This window comes from Arthrobacter sp. 05T423 (assembly GCF_056396245.1).
In genome coordinates this window covers 1-17,042 of the sequence record NZ_JBFTLC010000052.1, presented here as the reverse complement: position 1 = coordinate 17,042, position 17,042 = coordinate 1, and the positions used below count along the sequence as shown (strand labels likewise).

At 65.4% G+C, this 17,042-nt stretch carries 15 protein-coding genes and 1 pseudogene; 5 read left to right on the top strand and 11 right to left on the bottom strand.

What is annotated here, in order from left to right; all coding sequences use genetic code 11:
- Positions 1-644 precede the first annotated feature (644 nt).
- Genes AC1DFE_RS23045 through AC1DFE_RS23035 form a run of 3 tightly spaced genes read right to left on the bottom strand, consistent with a single transcriptional unit; the run spans position 645 to position 4,086 of the window.
- Positions 645-1,736: an NAD-dependent epimerase/dehydratase family protein gene (locus AC1DFE_RS23045; protein ID WP_476908164.1), complete on the bottom strand. Its 1,092-nt coding sequence runs from the start codon at positions 1,734-1,736 to the stop codon at positions 645-647.
- Complete coding sequence (gene mtnP / locus AC1DFE_RS23040; protein WP_476908163.1) at positions 1,733-2,614, bottom strand: S-methyl-5'-thioadenosine phosphorylase; 882 nt, start codon at positions 2,612-2,614, stop codon at positions 1,733-1,735. The genes AC1DFE_RS23045 and mtnP overlap by 4 nt, the downstream gene beginning before the upstream one ends.
- A 26-nt stretch (positions 2,615-2,640) precedes the next feature.
- Complete coding sequence (locus tag AC1DFE_RS23035) at positions 2,641-4,086, bottom strand: glycosyltransferase family 87 protein (RefSeq protein ID WP_476908162.1); 1,446 nt, start codon at positions 4,084-4,086, stop codon at positions 2,641-2,643.
- 110 nt (positions 4,087-4,196) lie between these two features.
- On the opposite strand from AC1DFE_RS23035, the gene AC1DFE_RS23030 reads away from it, so the two are divergent.
- Complete coding sequence (locus AC1DFE_RS23030) at positions 4,197-5,432, top strand: molybdopterin-dependent oxidoreductase (protein WP_476908161.1); 1,236 nt, start codon at positions 4,197-4,199, stop codon at positions 5,430-5,432.
- Positions 5,429-5,911 (top strand): hypothetical protein, encoded by a 483-nt coding sequence (locus AC1DFE_RS23025; RefSeq protein ID WP_476908160.1) that lies wholly within the window; start codon positions 5,429-5,431, stop codon positions 5,909-5,911. The genes AC1DFE_RS23030 and AC1DFE_RS23025 overlap by 4 nt, the downstream gene beginning before the upstream one ends.
- Here the strand turns inward: AC1DFE_RS23025 and AC1DFE_RS23020 are convergent.
- The 5 genes from AC1DFE_RS23020 to AC1DFE_RS23000 all read right to left on the bottom strand — a co-directional run bounded on the left by AC1DFE_RS23020 (position 5,842) and on the right by AC1DFE_RS23000 (position 10,089).
- Positions 5,842-6,597, bottom strand: coding sequence for a methyltransferase domain-containing protein (locus tag AC1DFE_RS23020; protein WP_476908159.1), 756 nt, complete (start codon positions 6,595-6,597; stop codon positions 5,842-5,844). The two genes, AC1DFE_RS23025 and AC1DFE_RS23020, sit on opposite strands and share 70 nt — an antisense overlap.
- The gene (locus AC1DFE_RS23015; RefSeq protein ID WP_476908158.1) at positions 6,594-7,292 is read right to left on the bottom strand and encodes a TIGR04282 family arsenosugar biosynthesis glycosyltransferase; all 699 of its coding nucleotides are present in this window, start codon (positions 7,290-7,292) and stop codon (positions 6,594-6,596) included. The genes AC1DFE_RS23020 and AC1DFE_RS23015 overlap by 4 nt, the downstream gene beginning before the upstream one ends.
- Positions 7,283-8,053, bottom strand: a complete 771-nt coding sequence (locus AC1DFE_RS23010) for a glycosyltransferase family 2 protein (RefSeq protein WP_476908157.1) — start codon at positions 8,051-8,053, stop codon at positions 7,283-7,285. Before AC1DFE_RS23010 ends, AC1DFE_RS23015 begins: the two co-directional genes overlap by 10 nt.
- Positions 8,054-8,203: 150 nt before the next feature.
- Positions 8,204-9,352, bottom strand: a complete 1,149-nt coding sequence (locus AC1DFE_RS23005) for a sensor histidine kinase (protein ID WP_476908156.1) — start codon at positions 9,350-9,352, stop codon at positions 8,204-8,206.
- Positions 9,349-10,089, bottom strand: coding sequence for a response regulator transcription factor (locus tag AC1DFE_RS23000; protein WP_476908155.1), 741 nt, complete (start codon positions 10,087-10,089; stop codon positions 9,349-9,351). Before AC1DFE_RS23000 ends, AC1DFE_RS23005 begins: the two co-directional genes overlap by 4 nt.
- 871 nt (positions 10,090-10,960) lie before the next feature.
- Between AC1DFE_RS23000 and AC1DFE_RS22995 the strand changes: the two genes are divergently transcribed.
- The 3 genes from AC1DFE_RS22995 (at position 10,961) to AC1DFE_RS22985 (ending at position 15,076) form a co-directional block, all read left to right on the top strand.
- Positions 10,961-11,995, top strand: coding sequence for a quaternary amine ABC transporter ATP-binding protein (locus AC1DFE_RS22995; protein WP_476908154.1), 1,035 nt, complete (start codon positions 10,961-10,963; stop codon positions 11,993-11,995).
- Positions 11,995-14,025: an ABC transporter permease gene (locus AC1DFE_RS22990; RefSeq protein WP_476908153.1), complete on the top strand. Its 2,031-nt coding sequence runs from the start codon at positions 11,995-11,997 to the stop codon at positions 14,023-14,025. The genes AC1DFE_RS22995 and AC1DFE_RS22990 overlap by 1 nt, the downstream gene beginning before the upstream one ends.
- A gap of 73 nt (positions 14,026-14,098) precedes the next feature.
- Positions 14,099-15,076 carry an ABC transporter substrate-binding protein gene (locus tag AC1DFE_RS22985; RefSeq protein ID WP_476908152.1) on the top strand — a complete coding sequence of 326 codons (978 nt, stop codon included), beginning with the start codon at positions 14,099-14,101 and terminating at the stop codon, positions 15,074-15,076.
- 224 nt (positions 15,077-15,300) lie between these two features.
- On the opposite strand, the gene AC1DFE_RS22980 is transcribed toward AC1DFE_RS22985, so the two are convergent.
- The 3 genes and pseudogenes from AC1DFE_RS22980 to AC1DFE_RS22970 form a co-directional block, all read right to left on the bottom strand.
- On the bottom strand, positions 15,301-15,489 hold the full coding sequence (locus AC1DFE_RS22980; RefSeq protein ID WP_476908151.1) for a hypothetical protein: 189 nt from the start codon (positions 15,487-15,489) through the stop codon (positions 15,301-15,303).
- A gap of 582 nt (positions 15,490-16,071) precedes the next feature.
- Entirely contained in the window at positions 16,072-16,377 is a 306-nt protein-coding gene (locus tag AC1DFE_RS22975; RefSeq protein WP_476908150.1) for a hypothetical protein, read from the bottom strand.
- A 442-nt stretch (positions 16,378-16,819) separates the two neighbouring features.
- A pseudogene (locus tag AC1DFE_RS22970) lies at positions 16,820-17,042 on the bottom strand (integrase core domain-containing protein); the annotation flags it as partial.

Genomic DNA, 17,042 nt, shown 5'->3' with positions numbered 1-17,042 from the left:
AGCCTATGGGCAGCCCCCAACGGCCGCGCCCGACTCTAGAGAAGCGATACGCTCCAGCCGAACACCTTCGCCCTGCGGTAATCAACCCGCGCATATTAGTCTGACCACGCCGTCGCCAACGACACGCTGACCACCCGGCCAGACACCCCRGCCACAACAACACTGACCACCGACAGCCAGGTCACGGCCAACACCAAACAAGCAACCCCAGGACTACACAACCCCGGGACGCATCCCCCCGCCCCTTGACAGAACCAATCACATATTAGGCTTGGAGTGAAGTCACCCTCCGGAGTGTCGTGCGGATATTACGTCAAGTAAGTTAGTCGGAGCTTCAGTCTTTGACGGAGATGCCCTCTCCATCCGCCGCACCCGTGGCCCCGAAACTACCGCATTCCTCGGCGAGTCCTGACACGGATTTCCGGGCCCCCGAGGCCACTCCACTTGGCCATTTTGGACGCCGACAATTCCCCCTTATGTCGAGTAGAAGCGGCCACTTCACCCAGGATCCCGCCGAACACTAAGGGGCTGTCAAAACGGGGAAAGCGCAACCGGTCCACGGACCTGCCGCTTACCAGGGCCGCGGGCCGGCAGTCAGAGAGCAGAGCATAGTCCGCAATCGGGTCATCGGTCGCCGTCGCACTCTAACTGGTCCATGCCCGCACGACCGGTCTTCCGCGCATGGGCGCGGTGGCGAGTTCGCGCATGCCGGCGTTGAAGCCGATCCTCGGGGACCAGCCGAGCTCTTTTTTGATCCGGTTCGATGAGGCGGTGATGTGCCGGACGTCGCCGGCCCGGTATTGGCCGGTTATGAGCGGGTCAGGTCCTCTGCTGAACACACTGAGCGCAGCCGCTACCTCACCGATGGTGTGGACGGCGTCGGCGCCGACGTTGTACGCCCGGAAGGATGGGTGCGATCCGGGGACCGGTGCCATTCCCAGGGATTCGGCGGCCAGGATGTTGGCGGCGGCGACGTCCCTGACATGGACGAAGCTGCGCCGCTGCGCGCCGTCTTCAAAGACGCGGGGGGCTTCGCCGCGGGCAAGGGCCGAGCGGAAGAGGGACGCGACCCCGGCGTAGGGTGTATCCCGCGGCATCCGGGGCCCGTAGACGTTGTGGTACCTCAGCGCGATCGCCCGTCCGCCGGATGACCGCGCCCACGCGGAAGTGAGATGTTCCTGGCTCAGCTTTGAGGCGGCGTACACGTTGCGGGGATCCGTCCGGGCGTCTTCGGTGATGAGTGCCGGTTCAAGGACTGCTCCGGTGTCCGGGCTGCGCGGGTCGAAGATACCGGCGCGGAGGTCGGCTTCCGTCCGTGGTCCTGGCTGGACCTGCAGTCCGGATTCCGGGTCCGTGTAGGCGCCTTCGCCGTAAACCACCATCGAGGACGCCAGCACGAGGCGGTGGATCCGCCGGTTGTCCATGGCGGCGAGCAGGACCGCGGTGGCGTAGTCGTTGTTGCGGATGTAGTCCGGGGCGTCGGCGAAGCTGATGCCCAGCCCGACCTTGGCGCTTTGGTGGCAGACAAGGTCGATCCCGTCCAGGGCGCGGAGTACGATCGCCGGATCCGCGACGTCGCCGGTGAGCATCTCCACCCGGGAGTCCAGCCGGGGCTGGGCAGGGTGAATGGCGGGATCCAGCGAGTCAAGCACGCGGACCTGCCAGCCCTCCTGAAGGGCGGCGTCGACGATGTGGGAGCCGATGAAGCCGGCACCTCCGGTGATCAGGATTCTCATCGCGGACCCGCCACGGGTGGTTGAGGGGCAAGGGCCATGATCCGGTTCACCGCTGCCGGGTCCATAGACCGGGTGGGGACGTAGTCGTCGCCGATCGCGGCGACCGTTGCTTCGAGCACCGCCAGGATGTCCGGTTGGGCGTTTTTGAGCCGGGCGAACACGGCTTCTGCGGTGACCGGTTCGGAGCCGTCGTGGCCGGCGTCCGAGTCGGTGACGTAGGCCAGATTCGCGAAGCCCATGTTCAGTTCGGCGGCCAGGACCGGTTCGGGGTACTGGGTCATGCTGATGATGTCGGCACCGGCGGCCGAGTACCATGCGGACTCGGCCCGGGTGGAGAATCGCGGCCCGTTGATCACGACCACCGTTCCCGCCGGTGCGTGCGGCAACTGACGTTCCGACAGTACGGTGGCCAGCCGGGCGCGTAGCCGTGGGCAGAAGGGCTCTGCTGCCGGCAGGTGCTGCACCCCGGCCGCTTCGGCGCCCGCCGGGGCCGTGCCGTCGAAGTATGTGTCGGCCCGGCCCCAGGTCCTGTCAATGAGCTGATCGGGAACCACAAAGGTCTCCGGGAGGTACCCGGCCCGCAGCCCGCCTACTGCGGATGATGAAATCACTGCCTCGACGCCGAGGCTCTTGAGCGCCCAGAGATTGGCCCGGTAGTTGATCTTGTGGGGCGGCACCGAGTGTCCCGCGCCGTGCCGGGGCACAAACACCACGGTGTGCCCGGCAACCTCCGCCAGGGTGAGGGGGCCCGACGGCGGACCGTACGGGGTCTGGATTGTCAGCACCGCCAGCGTGGTGGCGCCGGGCAAAGTGTAGGTTCCCGTACCTCCGATGATGCCGATCCGCGCCCTGGGAGCGCCCCGTCCCCGCCGTTCCATGTGGCCATGATGCCACCGGCCCGCTGTCACGACACTCCGTCCCGGTAGCGGCGGCAGCGTCGCCGCCATGCCCCGGCCCCGACGGCCAGCGCCGCGGCAAGCAGCACCGTCTGGCTGATCGTCTCACTGTAAGGCGGGACGGTGGGAACCATGTACAGGACATCAAGGGCGAGGATCACCGCCACATACTCCCAGCGCCCGGTCAGGACGATAAAGGGCAGCAGCATCAGCGCGTACCAGGGGTAGCTGGGGCTGACAATCAGCAGCGTCAGCCCGATCATGATGGCCTGGCGGTGCCATATGTTTGCGGTGTCCGTGGTGCGCCAGACAATGATGGCTGCAGCGGCCAGGGCGGCGGCGCTCAATACCATGGGCCACACTCCTGCCGAGACGAGCTGGGCCAGGCTGAACCTGGCCCCGCCGGCTTGGCCGTAGCCTTCCTCGGCCAGGTACCCGGGCAGGAAGCCGAGCACGCCCGTGCCTGCCGCCAGCACGTAGGGTGCGTACAGGCCGGCGAAGGTGGCAGCGGCTGAGCCAATGAAGGCTGCCGGGCGCCGGAACAGCAGGGCGGGAGCGGCGATCACAGGAATGAGCTTTGTCGCCACGGCGGCTCCAAAGGCCGCGCCGGAGCGCAAAGGCTTGTCTTTGACCAGCAGCATTCCCGCGGCCAGAAGCAGGGCCGTGGCCAGCACGTCCACGTGGGCGTTGTTCACCGCTTCCAGCTGCACCAAGGGGCTCCAGGCCCACGCTGCAGCCAGATGGAGGGGCCTGCCCGCCTTGGACAGGACCGTGAGCAGCATCAGCGTGACGGCGGTGCCAATCAGGAACCCGGCGAGCTGGAACGGCAGGTACCCGAAACTGTCCGGGACGGTTGCGCGCACGGTGAAGAAGTAGATTTCGGCCCCGGGAGGGTAGATCGTGGGCACCTGAGGCCGGTTGATGGCCGTGCACAGCGGAGCGCCTGACGGGTATCCGGTCGCGGCGACAGAATCGGTGCCAGACAGATGGGCCGGACAGGGCGACTTTCCGCTAGTTCCGGCTGCTCCGGCCTGGAAAAGCCACGCCGGCCGGAAAGCTTCCAGGGCTTCGTCGACAGGCGCGTAGGCGTACGGGGAGGTCCCCGCCTTCTGAACGATGCCGTCCCATGCGTATCTTGCCGAATCATTGCTGGTCCGCGGCGGGCCGCTGAACGCAGCCAAACCCAGCAGGAGCGTGCCGGCCATGATGACGGCACCGACCCTGCGGCGCGGAACGCGCCGCAGGGACCGGACGGCGGCGATCAGGATCAGCCAGGACAGACAGGAGCCCACGAGCGGCGCCGACGCGAAGGAATTTCCCGGAAGTACCATCCACCACATCACCGCGGCAGCGACAACCAGGAGCAGTGCCGGTACGGCGTAGGCTTCTAGTCCGCCTTTTGCCGGCCCGGCACGGTGCGCGCTCACTTCTCGACCCCGGAGGTACGTGCTCACGTCTCGATCGTGCCTCAGACTGTCACCCTAATCTGCATCCTGTCGCAGAGTTCCGCATTTCGTAAGATCCGGGCGGCCCCCTCCGTCCGTGACAGTGCTGTGCTTAAAACATGCAAAGGCCCGACGCGCAAAAACTCACCGAGGCGCTGGCCGCGAAGTTTGCCTCCCCGACGCGGAGCACCCGGCTCACCGTTGTCCTGGGACGGTGGCTGGCGCTGAGCTTTACCGTCTGCTTCCTGACCGGCCTCTTCAGCCACGGCCTGCAGAACCCCCCGTCATGGATGTTTTTCCCCACCAGCCCCGCCTGGATTTACCAGCTGAGCCAGGGACTGCACGTGAGCGCCGGCATCGGCTCGATCCCGCTGCTGCTGGCCAAACTCTGGTCCGTGTATCCGGAACTGCTCCGGTGGCCGCCGGTGAAGTCTCTGTCCCAGGGCCTGGAGCGCGCATCGGTCGCCCTGTTCATCGCCTCCTCGCTGCTGCAACTGACGACCGGGCTGATCAACACCTACAAGTGGTACCCCTGGCCCTTCCCGTTCCGGGAGACCCATTATTGGCTGGCCTGGGCTATCTTCGGGTCGCTGCTCCTGCACATCGCCGTGAAGCTTCCTGCCATCATGGCCAATTGGAACGGGGGTGCCGTCCGGACGGCCGAACTGAAGGCTGAAACGAAGGGCGCCGGCGGCAGCCCTGGCCCGGGCAGGACGGACGTCCCGTCCGGCGCAGTGCAAGGCCTTGAAGCGGCTCCTGGCCGCTGGTCCAGGCGCGCGTTCCTGGCCGGCGTCGGCGTGACCACCGGGGCGGTGGTTCTCACAACTGCCGGGCAGTCATTTTCCTGGCTCAGCCCTTTGAACCTCTTCGCACCCCGCGTGATGGGCACAGGCCCGCAGTCCGTCCCGGTGAACCGAACCTCCGCGGATGCCAGGGTCGCTGATCTCGCCACCTCCGGCCAGTGGTCCCTCGCGGTCGTTTACGGGGGGACGCGCAAGGCTTTCAGCCTCGCTGAACTCCGGGCGCTCCCCCAGCATGACCAGGAGCTCCCCATCGCCTGCGTCGAGGGGTGGAGCCAGACGGCTCGCTGGCGCGGAGTGCGCATCCGTGACCTCGTCAGCGCTGTGGGCGCACCGACGCGTTCGACGCTGCGCGTGACAAGCCTTGAGCCCGAGGGACCGTACCGGATCATGTCCATGCCTGCCGAATATGTCCAGGACGAACGGACCCTGGTGGCACTGCAACTCAACGGTGCCGTCCTGGACGTCGAACACGGCTACCCGGCCAGGATCATTGCCCCCGGGCGCCCCGGTGTCCTGCAAACCAAATGGCTGCAGACCGTGGAGGTTCTGTGAATCGGTCAAACGCAACCACGTCCGTCACCGGCGCCCGCGCAGTCCTGGGGCTGTCAGGCGCCGGGCTCACCGGCTACGGTCTCCTCGGCCTGCCCACCCAGCTGGGCCCCGCCCAGTTAGTGGGACTCCTGACCTGGATGGCCGTAGCGGTCCTGTTGCACGACGGTGTGGTGGTGCCGCTGTCCACCGTGGCTGGCGCGGGGCTGACCCGCACAGGATCCCGGCTGCGGCCGGCCTCCGCGGCGATACTCCGCGGGACCCTGATGACCGGTGCCGTGGTCAGCCTCATCACCGGGATACTGCTGAAGGCACAATCGGAGGCCCGCACCATCAGCGCCCTCGACGGGGACTACGCAGCAAACCTGCTGTGGTTCTGGGCGGTGCTGGTCATGGTTGCCGCGGCGGCGATCTACACCATCGAGCGAGCCGGACGTGCACCGCCCGAAAAGGGTGACAGCCGGCAAAAAACCCGGCCCTGAAGCTGTTGTATCGGGCCGGGGGTCCAGCCGGCGTTCGATGCCCGGGCCTCCAGCCCTTTCCGGCCTGTTCTGGCCCAGGCGAACGGCTCGCTCCGGTTCCCGTCGCGGTCCTCCAGCAGCGCCTGGTAGGCGGTGTCCATGTCGTCGTCGGGGTCCACCTCCACCAGGAGCGTTCCCCGAGGTGCGATCAGCTGCCGGCACCGGCGCAACAGGCTCCCGACATTCCCCCCGATCCCGATATTGCCGTCCAGCAGCAAGGCAGAGCGCCAGTGCCCGGTCTGCGGGATCGGGAAAAACACGGACTGCTTCAGCGCACGGGTTCCCCGGCTGCATGCCAGGCGAACAGCCTCGTCGCTGGTATCGATGCCCAGCGCGCTCATGCCCAGAGACCGGGCAGCGGATAGCATCCGGCCAGGTCCGCAGCCAATGTCAAGAACAGGACCTTGAAGGCTCTGCAGCAGGTTCCGCTCCAGCGTGCTGGCGTCCGAACACCAGTCGAGGACATCGAACGTCGTCACCGTGGAGAGGCGACGGCCGCACTCCGGCGAGGCATCGTGTGGCCGCAGCGTGAGCGTGCCGCCACCCATGCGCAGTGCCCGGGCATAGGGATCATCCCTGCCCTGCCCGAAGGCCGCGGCCGGTGCGGCGACATGTACCGGTGCCGGTGCGCTGATGAGGCGCGTCACGCGTGGCCGCCGGTGCGGTGCGGCTTCGGGGCCGGCTGCGTCGGCAGCTGAGCGGACCCGCCCAGCTGTGTTGACGCGGCTGAGACCGCGGAGGCGAAAACCGTGTTCGGGATACCGGCAGCGATATCCAGGGCATCGGTGAAGTAGTCCATGTCCCTGAGTACAGGCAGCAGGCCGGTGGAGTACCCGTACCGGGCCAGCCGGGCACGTTGGCGCGCCGCGGTCCGGCCCGTGGACATTGGTACTCCGCGGATCAGTGATCCCAGAGGCCGGAGGAGGCCAAGGGCCCAGAAACCGCCGTCCGCGGCGGGCCCCAGCCACGCATCGTGCCCTGGGGCCGGCGAGGACCAATCCCTGAGCAGCGCGGCAAGGTGTACCGCGGAAAACTGCGGTGTGTCCATGCCGAGAATCAGCAGGGGGCCGGCGGCAATGTCGCAGATGACAGCGAGCCGTTCGTCCAATGTTCCCGTCGCCTGCCGTATCACCATAAACCCCTCCGCATCCTGGCTGCGCGGTGTTCCCTCCATGACGAGGAGGCGGTGACGGGCAGGCAGACGGCGCACCGTGTCCAGTGTTCGGGACAGGCTCAGCTGTGCAAGCTGCGCTGCCCCCGCTGGCGTCAGCGGAGGCGCCATGCGGGTCTTCACCCGCCCCGGCAGGCACTCTTTGGCGATGACCGCCACCGTCATGTCCATGACTTCCCTCCGCTCCGCTCCCCGCGGCCGGTTCCCCCGGCAAGCGGACCCAAAGGTTGCGACGTCGGCAGCGTAGTCGACCGAAGCTGCCGGGACAGGGCCGTGAGCTGGACAGACATGTCGCGGACCGCCGTCGCCGTTCCCCGGAGCGTCCCGGTGACTTTGGAGCGGCCCGTTCGCGGGGCGTACTCGACAGGAATTTCGGCGATCCGCCAACCGCGCAGGCTGGCTTTGGCGAACATTTCCAGCGGGTAGCCGCTCCGACGGTCCCCAAGCTCCAGGGACAACAGCTCAGCCCGGCGCGCTGCGCGCATTGGCCCCAGATCGAAGACGGACTCGCCCGTCAGCCGGCGCAGCAGCCAGGCCAGAAGGGCATTGGCTATCCGGGCGTGGACAGGCCATGAACCGCGCCCCGGCCGGCGGCGGCCCAGCACGAGGTCCGCGGTGCCGGCCATGACCGGAGCAACCAGGGCCGGCAGCCTTGCCGGGTCCAGCGAACCGTCGCAGTCGCAGAAGGCGACATAGTCCGCCGTCGCCGCCAGAAGCCCTGCGTGGGCGGCGGCCCCGAACCCGCGCCGGACCTCCCGGATGACGACCGCGCCCAGTTCCAGGGCCGTCTCCGCGGAACCATCGGTGCACCCGTTGTCCACAACTATTGGCCGGTACCCTGCCGGCATCCGCGACAACACCCACGGCAGCGCGCCGCGCTCGTCAAGGCACGGCAGAACCACGTCAACGCTAGTAGGGGCCTCTTCGCTCATTCCTCCACGCTAGGGGCGAGGACCGGAGAATGGGCCCGCGAATCCTTACGGTACGCGGACACTCGCCACCGCGGGGGTCCAAGCCTCGAACCAATCCCCGCGCCGGCTTCGGCTGCCGCGGGCCGAAACCGGGATTGCGTCGATTGCCGCTTAGGCTGCGCGGGCTCCGAACCGCGGGAGAGTGACATCGAATTGGCAGCCTCCCGGGACGTTGTGGACGGTCACGCCTCCGGAGTGGGCTTCAACAATGCCGGCCACGATCGCCAGTCCAAGGCCTGCCCCAGCCGACATGCCAAACGTGGGTGATGGCGTTCGGGATGGTGTGCCCCGCCAGCCGGCGTCGAATATCTTGCCCAGATCCTCCTCCGGGATCCCGCCGCCCGAGTCCACGACGCTAAGCGCGACGTGTTCATCCTCCGTCTCGCGCGCTGAGATCAGGATTTGGCTGTTGGCCGGGGAATGCTCGATGGCGTTCATGAGGAGGTTGCCGATGACCCGGGAGAGTTCACGTGCGTCCCCGAAGAGCGTGAGGTTTCCGGTGCGGGATTCGGTGAGGGTGATCAATCGCGCCGCGGCGACCGGATGCAAGTCGGCAACGGCGTCGCTGACCAAATCGAAAAGTGACACGGGCTCCATGTTCAGGGACAGAGTGCCCGACTGGATTTTGGACAGTTCAAACAAGTCATCGACCATGCTCGCCAGTGTCTCTGCCTGGAGCCTGATCTGCCGGTGGTACCGGGATGGTTCTTCGGCGACGCCATCTTCGAGCGACTCCGCCATTGCGCGAAGTGCCGCGAGTGGCGTGCGCAGATCGTGGGAGATCCAGGCGACGAGACGGCGGCGTGACTGGTCCATGGTCGTGACCTCCTCCCGGGCGCGGGCAAGCCGTCGAGACGTTTCCGCGAGCTCCTGGGCCAGTGCAGCGAATTCGATCCCCGCATAATCTTCCGGGAGGACGATCCGGCCTTCGCCGACAGCGCGGGCCGTGGACCGCAACCGGACGCTGCTGCGCGTAATACCGGCACCGACCAGTGCGGCGACGCACAGGCTGACGACGGCGCCCGCACCGATCACCCAACACAAGACGACCAGATCGTGTTCGGAGATATACATCTGGGCGGCGATGGCGATAGTCGCCCCCGCAATGGAAGCAACCGTGGCGCCGACAACGATCAGCAGCCGCAACAGCATCGACTTTCGCCGCGCGAAACGCAGGGCAATCCCTGCGATGGCCGCGACGAGGACAGCCACCGCCACCGCGGTGAGGAGGATGGTTCCGAAGTCCGGGAGCGTAATCACGATCCGTCTGTTTCTTGGATGCTCAGCCGATAACCGACGCCCCACTCGGTGGTCAAAAACTCCGGCCGAGTCGGATCTTCTTCTATCTTTTCCCGGACCCGACGGACATGGACAGTGACAGTGGACAGGTCCCCGAAGCTCCACTGCCACACCTCCTTCAGGAGCTGCGCCCGGCTGAAAACCTGGTTCGGGTGCTTCAGGAGGAAGGCCAGCAAATCGAATTCGCGCACCGAAAGCCCCAGCACCCGCCCGTCCTTGAAGATCCGGCGATTGGACGCGTCCACGCGGAACCCGCCCAAGTCGAAAGCGGCCTCCGGCGTGATGTCAGTGACGCTGCGGCGCAGGATCGACAGGACGCGAAGGACAAGCTCCCTCGGGGAAAACGGTTTAGCCAGGTAGTCGTCCGCGCCTGCTTCCAGGCCCTCAATGCGTTCCTCGGTGGAGCCGAGCGCGGTGAGCATGATGATCGGCGTCGACGCCTTGTCCCTGATTCTTCGGCAAACTTCAGCACCATCAATACCGGGAAGCATCCTGTCCAGCACGATCAGGTCCGGCCGCGTTCGCTCCGCAGCCCTCAGCGCGCTGAACCCGTCGGCAGCCTGGTCAACGATCAGGCCCGCCGAGCGCAAATAGTCGCAGGCAACCTCCCTGACGGTCGGGTCGTCCTCCACAACAAGGACTCGCCGGTCACGCCGATCGTCACCGAACGTCCGCTCAGAGCCGCGGGTTAGGGCCATATCCTCACCTTAGATCCCACCGACCGCCGCTGCGAGCGTTCCGGTGATACCGGGCCGGACTGTCTGTAATTCGTAAGGATTTCCAGCAACGCAGGCCCATGCCGGGGCAGTCTCCCCTGACGACCAGCCGTGCTCACGGCTGCGCACGCGTACCAGGCCCGGTCCTTTGGGGTCTCGTGGCGATTTTCGACGGCCAGCGCCTGGCATGGGCACGTCATTGGATCGGCCTTCCCAAGAGCTGTTGCTTTGGATTCTGCCGCCACAGGGCCGAGCGCCGAGGGCCGGCAAGTTCGGGGAGGACGGGCCTTCCCGCGAGATCTCGAGTGCGGGGGGGCTGCAGGGGCGGTAGAAATTCCAAAAAAGCCCCGCTGTAGCCAATCCCTACCCCGCCTCCCTTCGGCCAGCTGGATGCAACCGAATTCCGTAACACGCAACGGACTTCGCTAGCCGACACACGTTGACGCACAGGCGAGGCGCTGTCAAGGGTTCGCCAATATTAACAGGATCCCTTGACAAGACAGAGTGGCATAGATCACTCTGTTGCGTATTGTGATCGGCGTTGACGGTGGCACAACTATTCGAGTCCACGGAATGGGAAGAGGTTTATAGATGTGCGTCGCCTGCCGGCTCACCGCTTGGACCCGGAGCGGCCGTCCGGCTCGACACGGCCCCGCCGATCACCGTCTTTCACATGAAGGATGGCGAGTTGTTCGCCCGAACGACACGTGCACGCCACCAAGAGGGGTCTGTCGCGGGCGGCTTGCCGGAAGGCTGCGAAGTCCCGGAAGACCGCGAAACGCAACACATCTGGCAAAAACATCGACCCCAACCTCAGTCCCTGGTTCGAGCCTCCACAGGCAGGAGTACAGCAATGAACAGTCCCGACATATCAGTGCGCAACCTCTGGAAGGTCTTCGGGCCCGGAGGTGAGAAGATTCCCAGCAATCCCGAACTCTCCGGCCTGAATTCCGCCGAGCTGCTGGAACACACCGGTTGTGTTGCAGCTGTCCGCGACATGAACTTCAACGTCGCCAAGGGTGAAGTGTTCGTGGTCATGGGTCTGTCCGGATCCGGGAAGTCCACACTGATCCGCTGCCTCACCCGGCTGATTGAGCCGACGTCGGGCAGTATCCTGGTGGACGGCAAGGATGTCCTGCAGGCAGGCAGTGCCGAGCTGCGCGAGCTGCGCCGCCGGAAGATGTCCATGGTCTTCCAGCACTTTGGCCTTCTTCCCCACCGCACCGTGCTAGACAACGTTTCCTACGGTCTGCAAATCCGCGGGGCAGCCAAGAACCAGCGCTACGCCAAGTCGCGGGAAATCATCGAGCTGGTGGGCCTGAAGGGCTACGAACAGCATTACCCGGACCAACTGTCGGGCGGAATGCAGCAGCGCGTCGGCCTCGGGAGGGCCCTTGCCGGCGACCCGGACACCATCCTCTTCGATGAACCCTTCTCTGCACTGGATCCGCTCATCCGCCGAGACATGCAGGCGGAGGTCATCCGGTTGCACAAGGAAATGGGCAAGACCATGGTGTTCGTAACCCACGACCTCTCCGAGGCGCTCAAGCTCGGAGACCGCATCCTCATCATGCGGAACGGCGAAACAGTCCAGTGCGGCACGGGCGATGACCTGGTCGGATCGCCCGCGGACAAGTACATTGCCGATTTCGTCTCCGAAGTCCCCCGCGCCGACGTCCTGACGCTTAAGTGGATCGCCCAGCCGGTGGAGGCCGGCACTCCGGGCGACGCGCCGGTCCTCAGTTCCCGGATGATCATTCGGGATGCCATTGCGGCAGTTATGGCATCCTCCTGCCCTGTCCTGGTGGAGGACGCTGGCAGGATCACCGGTCAGATCGACCGCGACAGCATCCTGTCGGTACTCCGGCCCGCGGAAGCAGCGGCCTAATGTCCACCCTCGTCCGCGACCCAGCAAGGGTGCAACCCGCACCCCCCACTGTCCGTCAACCCCGCCGCCGCCCCGGCAAGCGCACCATCCTGCTGGCGGGCGCCGCCGTCTGGATCCTGGGATTCCTTGTCCTGCACGGAACGTCCACCCTGACCCTGCCCGCCTCCGAGCTGACTGATCTGCATCGATCCCTCAACCAGTTCAACGCCTGGGTCGCGGCGAACCGCGCAGACAACCCCGTCTTCCTGTACATCTTCACCCCCCTTCGTGCCGCGGTCGACGCCGTGGCCAACCTGTTCATCACAACCTTTGCCGCGACTTCAACGGGCCTGCGCCTGCCGGAAATCGGCTGGCTGGGAACGGTTGCTCTGCTCACATGGATCGCATTCGCGATCGGCAACGCCCGGGTGGCCCTGCTCACGGCGGCTGTCTTCACCTTCTTCGGCCTTCAAGGCCTGTTCGTCGAGGCCACCTACACATTCGCCCTGGTCCTCACCGCGGTGCTGCTGACCCTCCTGGTCGGGATCCCGCTCGGTGTCCTGTCGGGTGTGTACAACCGCGTAGCCAAAGTGATCACCCCGGTGCTGGACTTCATGCAGACACTGCCCACCTTCGTATACCTGGCCCCGCTGGCGCTCGTCTTCCTCATAGGCCCGGCGTCAGCCGTGATCGCCACAGTGATCTACGCAGCGCCGCCGGTCATCCGCCTGACAGCGCATGGCATCCGTTACATCCCGGAGAACACCCGCGAAGCCTCCGATTCGCTGGGAACGACAGGACTGCAGCGGCTGCTCACCCTGCAGCTTCCCATGGCCCGCCGCACCATCGTGATGGGAATCAACCAGGGAACCATGGCCGCCCTGTCCATGGTGACCATCGCGGCGCTGATCGCCGCACCGGGACTTGGTCAGGTGGTGGTCCGGGCGCTGCAATCGCTCGACGTCGGCACGGCCGTGAACGCCGGGCTCTCGATCGTCCTGCTCGCGATCGTGCTCGACAGAGTGACCACGGCCGCCAGCCGGCGTGCGGAACCGGGAGCGTCCCGCAACCGCACGGTGTCCCCCAGGACCCGGTACATACTCCTCGGCACCACCCTGGTGCTGGCACTGGCCATGGTGCAGCTGTCCCGCACCATGCTGTGGGCTGCAGCCTTCCCCAAAGATCTCAACATCGGTCCGGCAATCGTCCAGGCGGTGGCCTCGGCCAGCCAGTGGATGCAGACCAACCTTTCCCTGTTCACGGTGTCCTTCCGGGAAGCCGTCACCACCGGAATCCTCAACCCGTTCCAGTCGCTGCTCACGGACACCCCGTTCTACATCCTCGTGGCCGTCATTGCCATTGTGGCCTTCGCGCTGGGCGGCTGGAAGCTCGCCGCCCTCACCACGGCCTGCCAGGGCGTGATCATCTACCTCGGCCTCTGGAGCGATGCCATGGTCACCCTGGCCGGAACCCTGGTGGCCACCGCAGTGGTCATGGTCCTGGGAGTCATCTTTGGAGTGGCCATGGGCCGGTCCCAGCGGGTGGACCAAATCATGCGGCCCATGCTGGATGCTGGGCAGACCATGCCGGCCTTCGTCTACCTGGTGCCGTTCCTCGGCCTCTTCGGAGCTACCCGATTCACGGCGATCATCGCCGGCATCATCTATGCCGCCCCGGTAGCCATCAAGATCACGGCCGACGGCATCGCCGCGATCTCCCCCACCGTGGTCGAAGCTGCCGTCGCCAGCGGTTCAACACCCTGGCAAGTCATCACCAAGGTCCAGCTTCCTATGGCTAGGCAGTCCCTCGCCCTTGCTGCCAACCAGGGCCTAATCTACGTCCTGGCCATGGTGGTTGTGGGTGCGCTGGTGGGGGCGGGTGGCCTCGGGTACGACGTCGTCGCCGGCTTTGTCCAAAGCGCGCTCTTCGGCAAAGGCCTCGCCGCAGGCGTTGCCATCGTCTTCCTCGGCATCCTTCTAGACAGGATGACCCAGGCTGCCGCAGCCACCCCGGCGCGGAAAACCCCCTCAACCCAGTCCACAACAATGTAAGCGCATATAAACGCCCTGCGCCTGGCGCAGGGCATGGAGGACCCCCACACACCCCCCAACAAGGAGACCTAAGATGAAAAAAGCTGGACTGCTGTTGAAACGAACTATCCCGGCGGTAGCTGGAGCTGCCGCCGCCGCTCTGCTCCTGGCAGGCTGCGGCGGCGCCTCCGTGAACCAGGTCGCTGCCGCCACCGGTGCCGCCCAGGCGCCCTGTGGCACTGTTAATGTCGCGATGAATGCCTGGGTGGGGTACACGGCCAACGCCGCCGTGTACAGCTACGTGGCGAAGAACAAGCTTGGCTGCGCCGTCGTCCAGAAGGACCTGAACGAGCAGATCTCCTGGCAGGGCTTCGCCTCCGGTGAGGTCGACGTCGTGATGGAAAACTGGGGCCACGCGGACCTGGCCAAGCAGTACATTACAGATCAAAAAGTAGCCGTCGACGCCGGCCCAACCGGCAACGAAGGCCACATCGGCTGGTACGTACCACCATGGATGGCAGAAAAGTACCCGGACATCACGGACGGCAAGAACCTGAACAGATATGCCTCGATGTTCGCCACCTCGGAATCCGGAGGAAAGGGCCAGGTCCTCGACGGCGACCCCGCCTTCGTCACCAACGACGAGGCCCTGGTGAAGAACCTGAACCTGGACTACAAGGTGGTGTTCTCCGGTTCCGAGGCCGCACTGATCCAGTCGTTCCGGACAGCACAGCAGAACAAAACCCCGCTCCTCGGCTACTTCTACGAGCCGCAGTGGTTCCTCTCTGAAGTGCCGCTCAAGAAGGTCAATCTGCCGGCGTGGACTAAGGGCTGTGACGCGGACCCGGAAAAGGTGGCCTGTGACTACCCGACATACAAACTCAACAAGATTATTTCCAAGAAGTTCGAGGAAAGCGGATCACCCGCGGCCAAGCTGGCCAAAAACTTCCAATGGACCAACAAGGACCAGAACTCGGTGGCCACGGACATCCAAGGTGGCATGACGCCCGAGGCCGCGGCCAAGAAGTGGGTGGACGCTCACCAAGACGCTGTGAACGCCTGGCTGACCTAACATGTAGGTGCTCCCCGTCAACAGGGCAAGGTAGAGCGGTCCAGGGCTGGTTAGTCCTGGACCGCTCTCTTGCGTCCGTTCGGTGCTTCGTCCCGGAGGGCTGACCTAATCGACGGCGCTGTCAGACACTCTCGAAATTTAGCCAGCCGCACCGCCACCCCGTGAGCGCTCCCAGTCAAGAAGGAAGGACAACTATTTCAGCTGTCCTCCTTCCTATTGTTGAACTAGACCTTCTCGCCGGTCCTGTCAGGAGCCTTCTCGGGCTCCTGGACGGTGAACCCCCTGCGGCGCCATGGGAAGGCCCAGAACTTGAAGTCCTTTGCCTCCACCCGGCGCTCCCGGCGCTTGCCGGTTTCCCGCGGGGCGTCTTTCGTGGCGTCGCGACGGAACTCCCTGCTGTACGAACCGCACATCACTGACCTCCTAGAACGGTGCTCCTTAATCGTCCTCCCATAGTGCGTCCCGGTCGAGGGGGGAAGCGATGTTGTGGTCCCTCGGAGCCGATCCGCGCCCTAAAAAAGCTGGGTGCTCGGCGGCGTGGTTGCCAGCCGGGGCCAGGCAAGCACGTCGGGCCGAAGCTGCTGGAGACCAGAGCACTGAACCGCCACCGCGAGAAGCCGGAGAAGGCCCAGGACTTCTTGAGCCGGCGCGGCGGCTCGGCTGTTTTCCTGGGCCGCTTCATCGCTTTCTTCCGGGCCGTGATGCCTGCGCTCGCGGAAATTTCCCGCATGCACTATCCCTGGTCCGCTGGAAGTCGATTATTCAAGCCGGGCGAGGCTGCCCAAGGCCGCCGGCAACACTGGTGGCGAGCACTCTACTCCCGCCCCATGATACCCGCGCATGCCAGTTGCCCCGGAAGAGCTTCTGCCCTCTGGGGACTGAGTCGAACCATTGAAGCAGTGGCATTCGCAGGTTCCGAATACACCGGTCCACCAGCAAGTTCGGTTGATATTGCATTCGATGAGCGGCGCAGGCCGCCCCTTTTTGAAGCTGGGTCAGCCCGCGGCCTGGCCTTCGCGGGCCACCTCTTCCAGAATTTTGGCTGTTGGCGATGCCGTCATCAGCTGCCCGATCACATCCGGCTTATCCCACACCTGGGTGCGCAGCTTTTCCAGAAAGCCGGTCGCAGCATCCTTAGAGTCGAAGTCCAGGAGCACGGCCACGCTGTTCTGGTCCTCTGCATCCCGGAACACGCGGACAGACCGGGCGCCTGAGGCGGCGCGGCCTGCGGGGTCGGTGTCGAAGACTTTCTTCCAGGCCTCGTAGTCTCGGACCGGATAGCCAATCTGCAGGGTAAACATCTTCGTTCCTTCCCTTGTGTTGTGTCAGGACCACGATAGGCCGTCAAGCGCCCTCCGGATAGAGCCCGAGGGGGCCTGCCGCGTGTCCTTCCAGCGGGACATTCCCTGGCGAACCGCCAGTTTGCTCCATGTGAGCGTCGGGGGCAAGTGTGCGGGCTTTGCGCCGCTCTCCCGCCCCGGGTCCACGGTCTACGCATGGATTTCGAGGAGACCGCCGCCAACAGGCAAGGCCCGATGCCCGATCGGTCTCGCGCCGGACCAAGAGCAGCCACCGGATCACCTGCGCTGCCCTCATCCGATGGGCATGCACAGCCCATTTTGCCACCGCTCCCCCACCCATAGGGCCCGCGGTCGGCGCTTCCGCTGGCATACCAAACTCCTGCACCAAGCGAAGATTCAGGTGCAGGAGCGCTTGAGGGTTGGCCCTGAGGAGACGGGGCGTCTAGGTGTATTGACCTGAGAGGTTAGTGACACGGCTGATTGGTGGCTGACCTTTGAGTGAGGTGTGGGCCTCGTTGATGATTGTAGTGATGGAGCCAGTCGGCGAATGCGGCAACACGCTCGCTTTCTGACGCATAGGGCTTCGCGTAGGCCCATTCATCGAGCATGGTGCGGTTGTATCGCTCAACTTTGCCGTTTGTCTGCGGCCTGTAGGGCGGGTGCGT

Bases quoted from the DNA above. Each gene is read 5' to 3' on its own strand.
- AC1DFE_RS23045 (WP_476908164.1), bottom strand. From the start codon at position 1,736: ATGAGAATCCTGATCACCGGAGGTGCCGGCTTCATCGGCTCCCACATC.
- mtnP (WP_476908163.1), bottom strand. From the start codon at position 2,614: ATGGAACGGCGGGGACGGGGCGCTCCCAGGGCGCGGATCGGCATCATC.
- AC1DFE_RS23030 (WP_476908161.1), top strand. From the start codon at position 4,197: ATGCAAAGGCCCGACGCGCAAAAACTCACCGAGGCGCTGGCCGCGAAG.
- AC1DFE_RS23015 (WP_476908158.1), bottom strand. From the start codon at position 7,292: ATGGACATGACGGTGGCGGTCATCGCCAAAGAGTGCCTGCCGGGGCGG.
- AC1DFE_RS23010 (WP_476908157.1), bottom strand. From the start codon at position 8,053: ATGAGCGAAGAGGCCCCTACTAGCGTTGACGTGGTTCTGCCGTGCCTT.
- AC1DFE_RS23000 (WP_476908155.1), bottom strand. From the start codon at position 10,089: ATGGCCCTAACCCGCGGCTCTGAGCGGACGTTCGGTGACGATCGGCGT.
- AC1DFE_RS22995 (WP_476908154.1), top strand. From the start codon at position 10,961: ATGAACAGTCCCGACATATCAGTGCGCAACCTCTGGAAGGTCTTCGGG.
- AC1DFE_RS22990 (WP_476908153.1), top strand. From the start codon at position 11,995: ATGTCCACCCTCGTCCGCGACCCAGCAAGGGTGCAACCCGCACCCCCC.
- AC1DFE_RS22985 (WP_476908152.1), top strand. From the start codon at position 14,099: ATGAAAAAAGCTGGACTGCTGTTGAAACGAACTATCCCGGCGGTAGCT.
- AC1DFE_RS22980 (WP_476908151.1), bottom strand. From the start codon at position 15,489: ATGTGCGGTTCGTACAGCAGGGAGTTCCGTCGCGACGCCACGAAAGAC.
- AC1DFE_RS22975 (WP_476908150.1), bottom strand. From the start codon at position 16,377: ATGTTTACCCTGCAGATTGGCTATCCGGTCCGAGACTACGAGGCCTGG.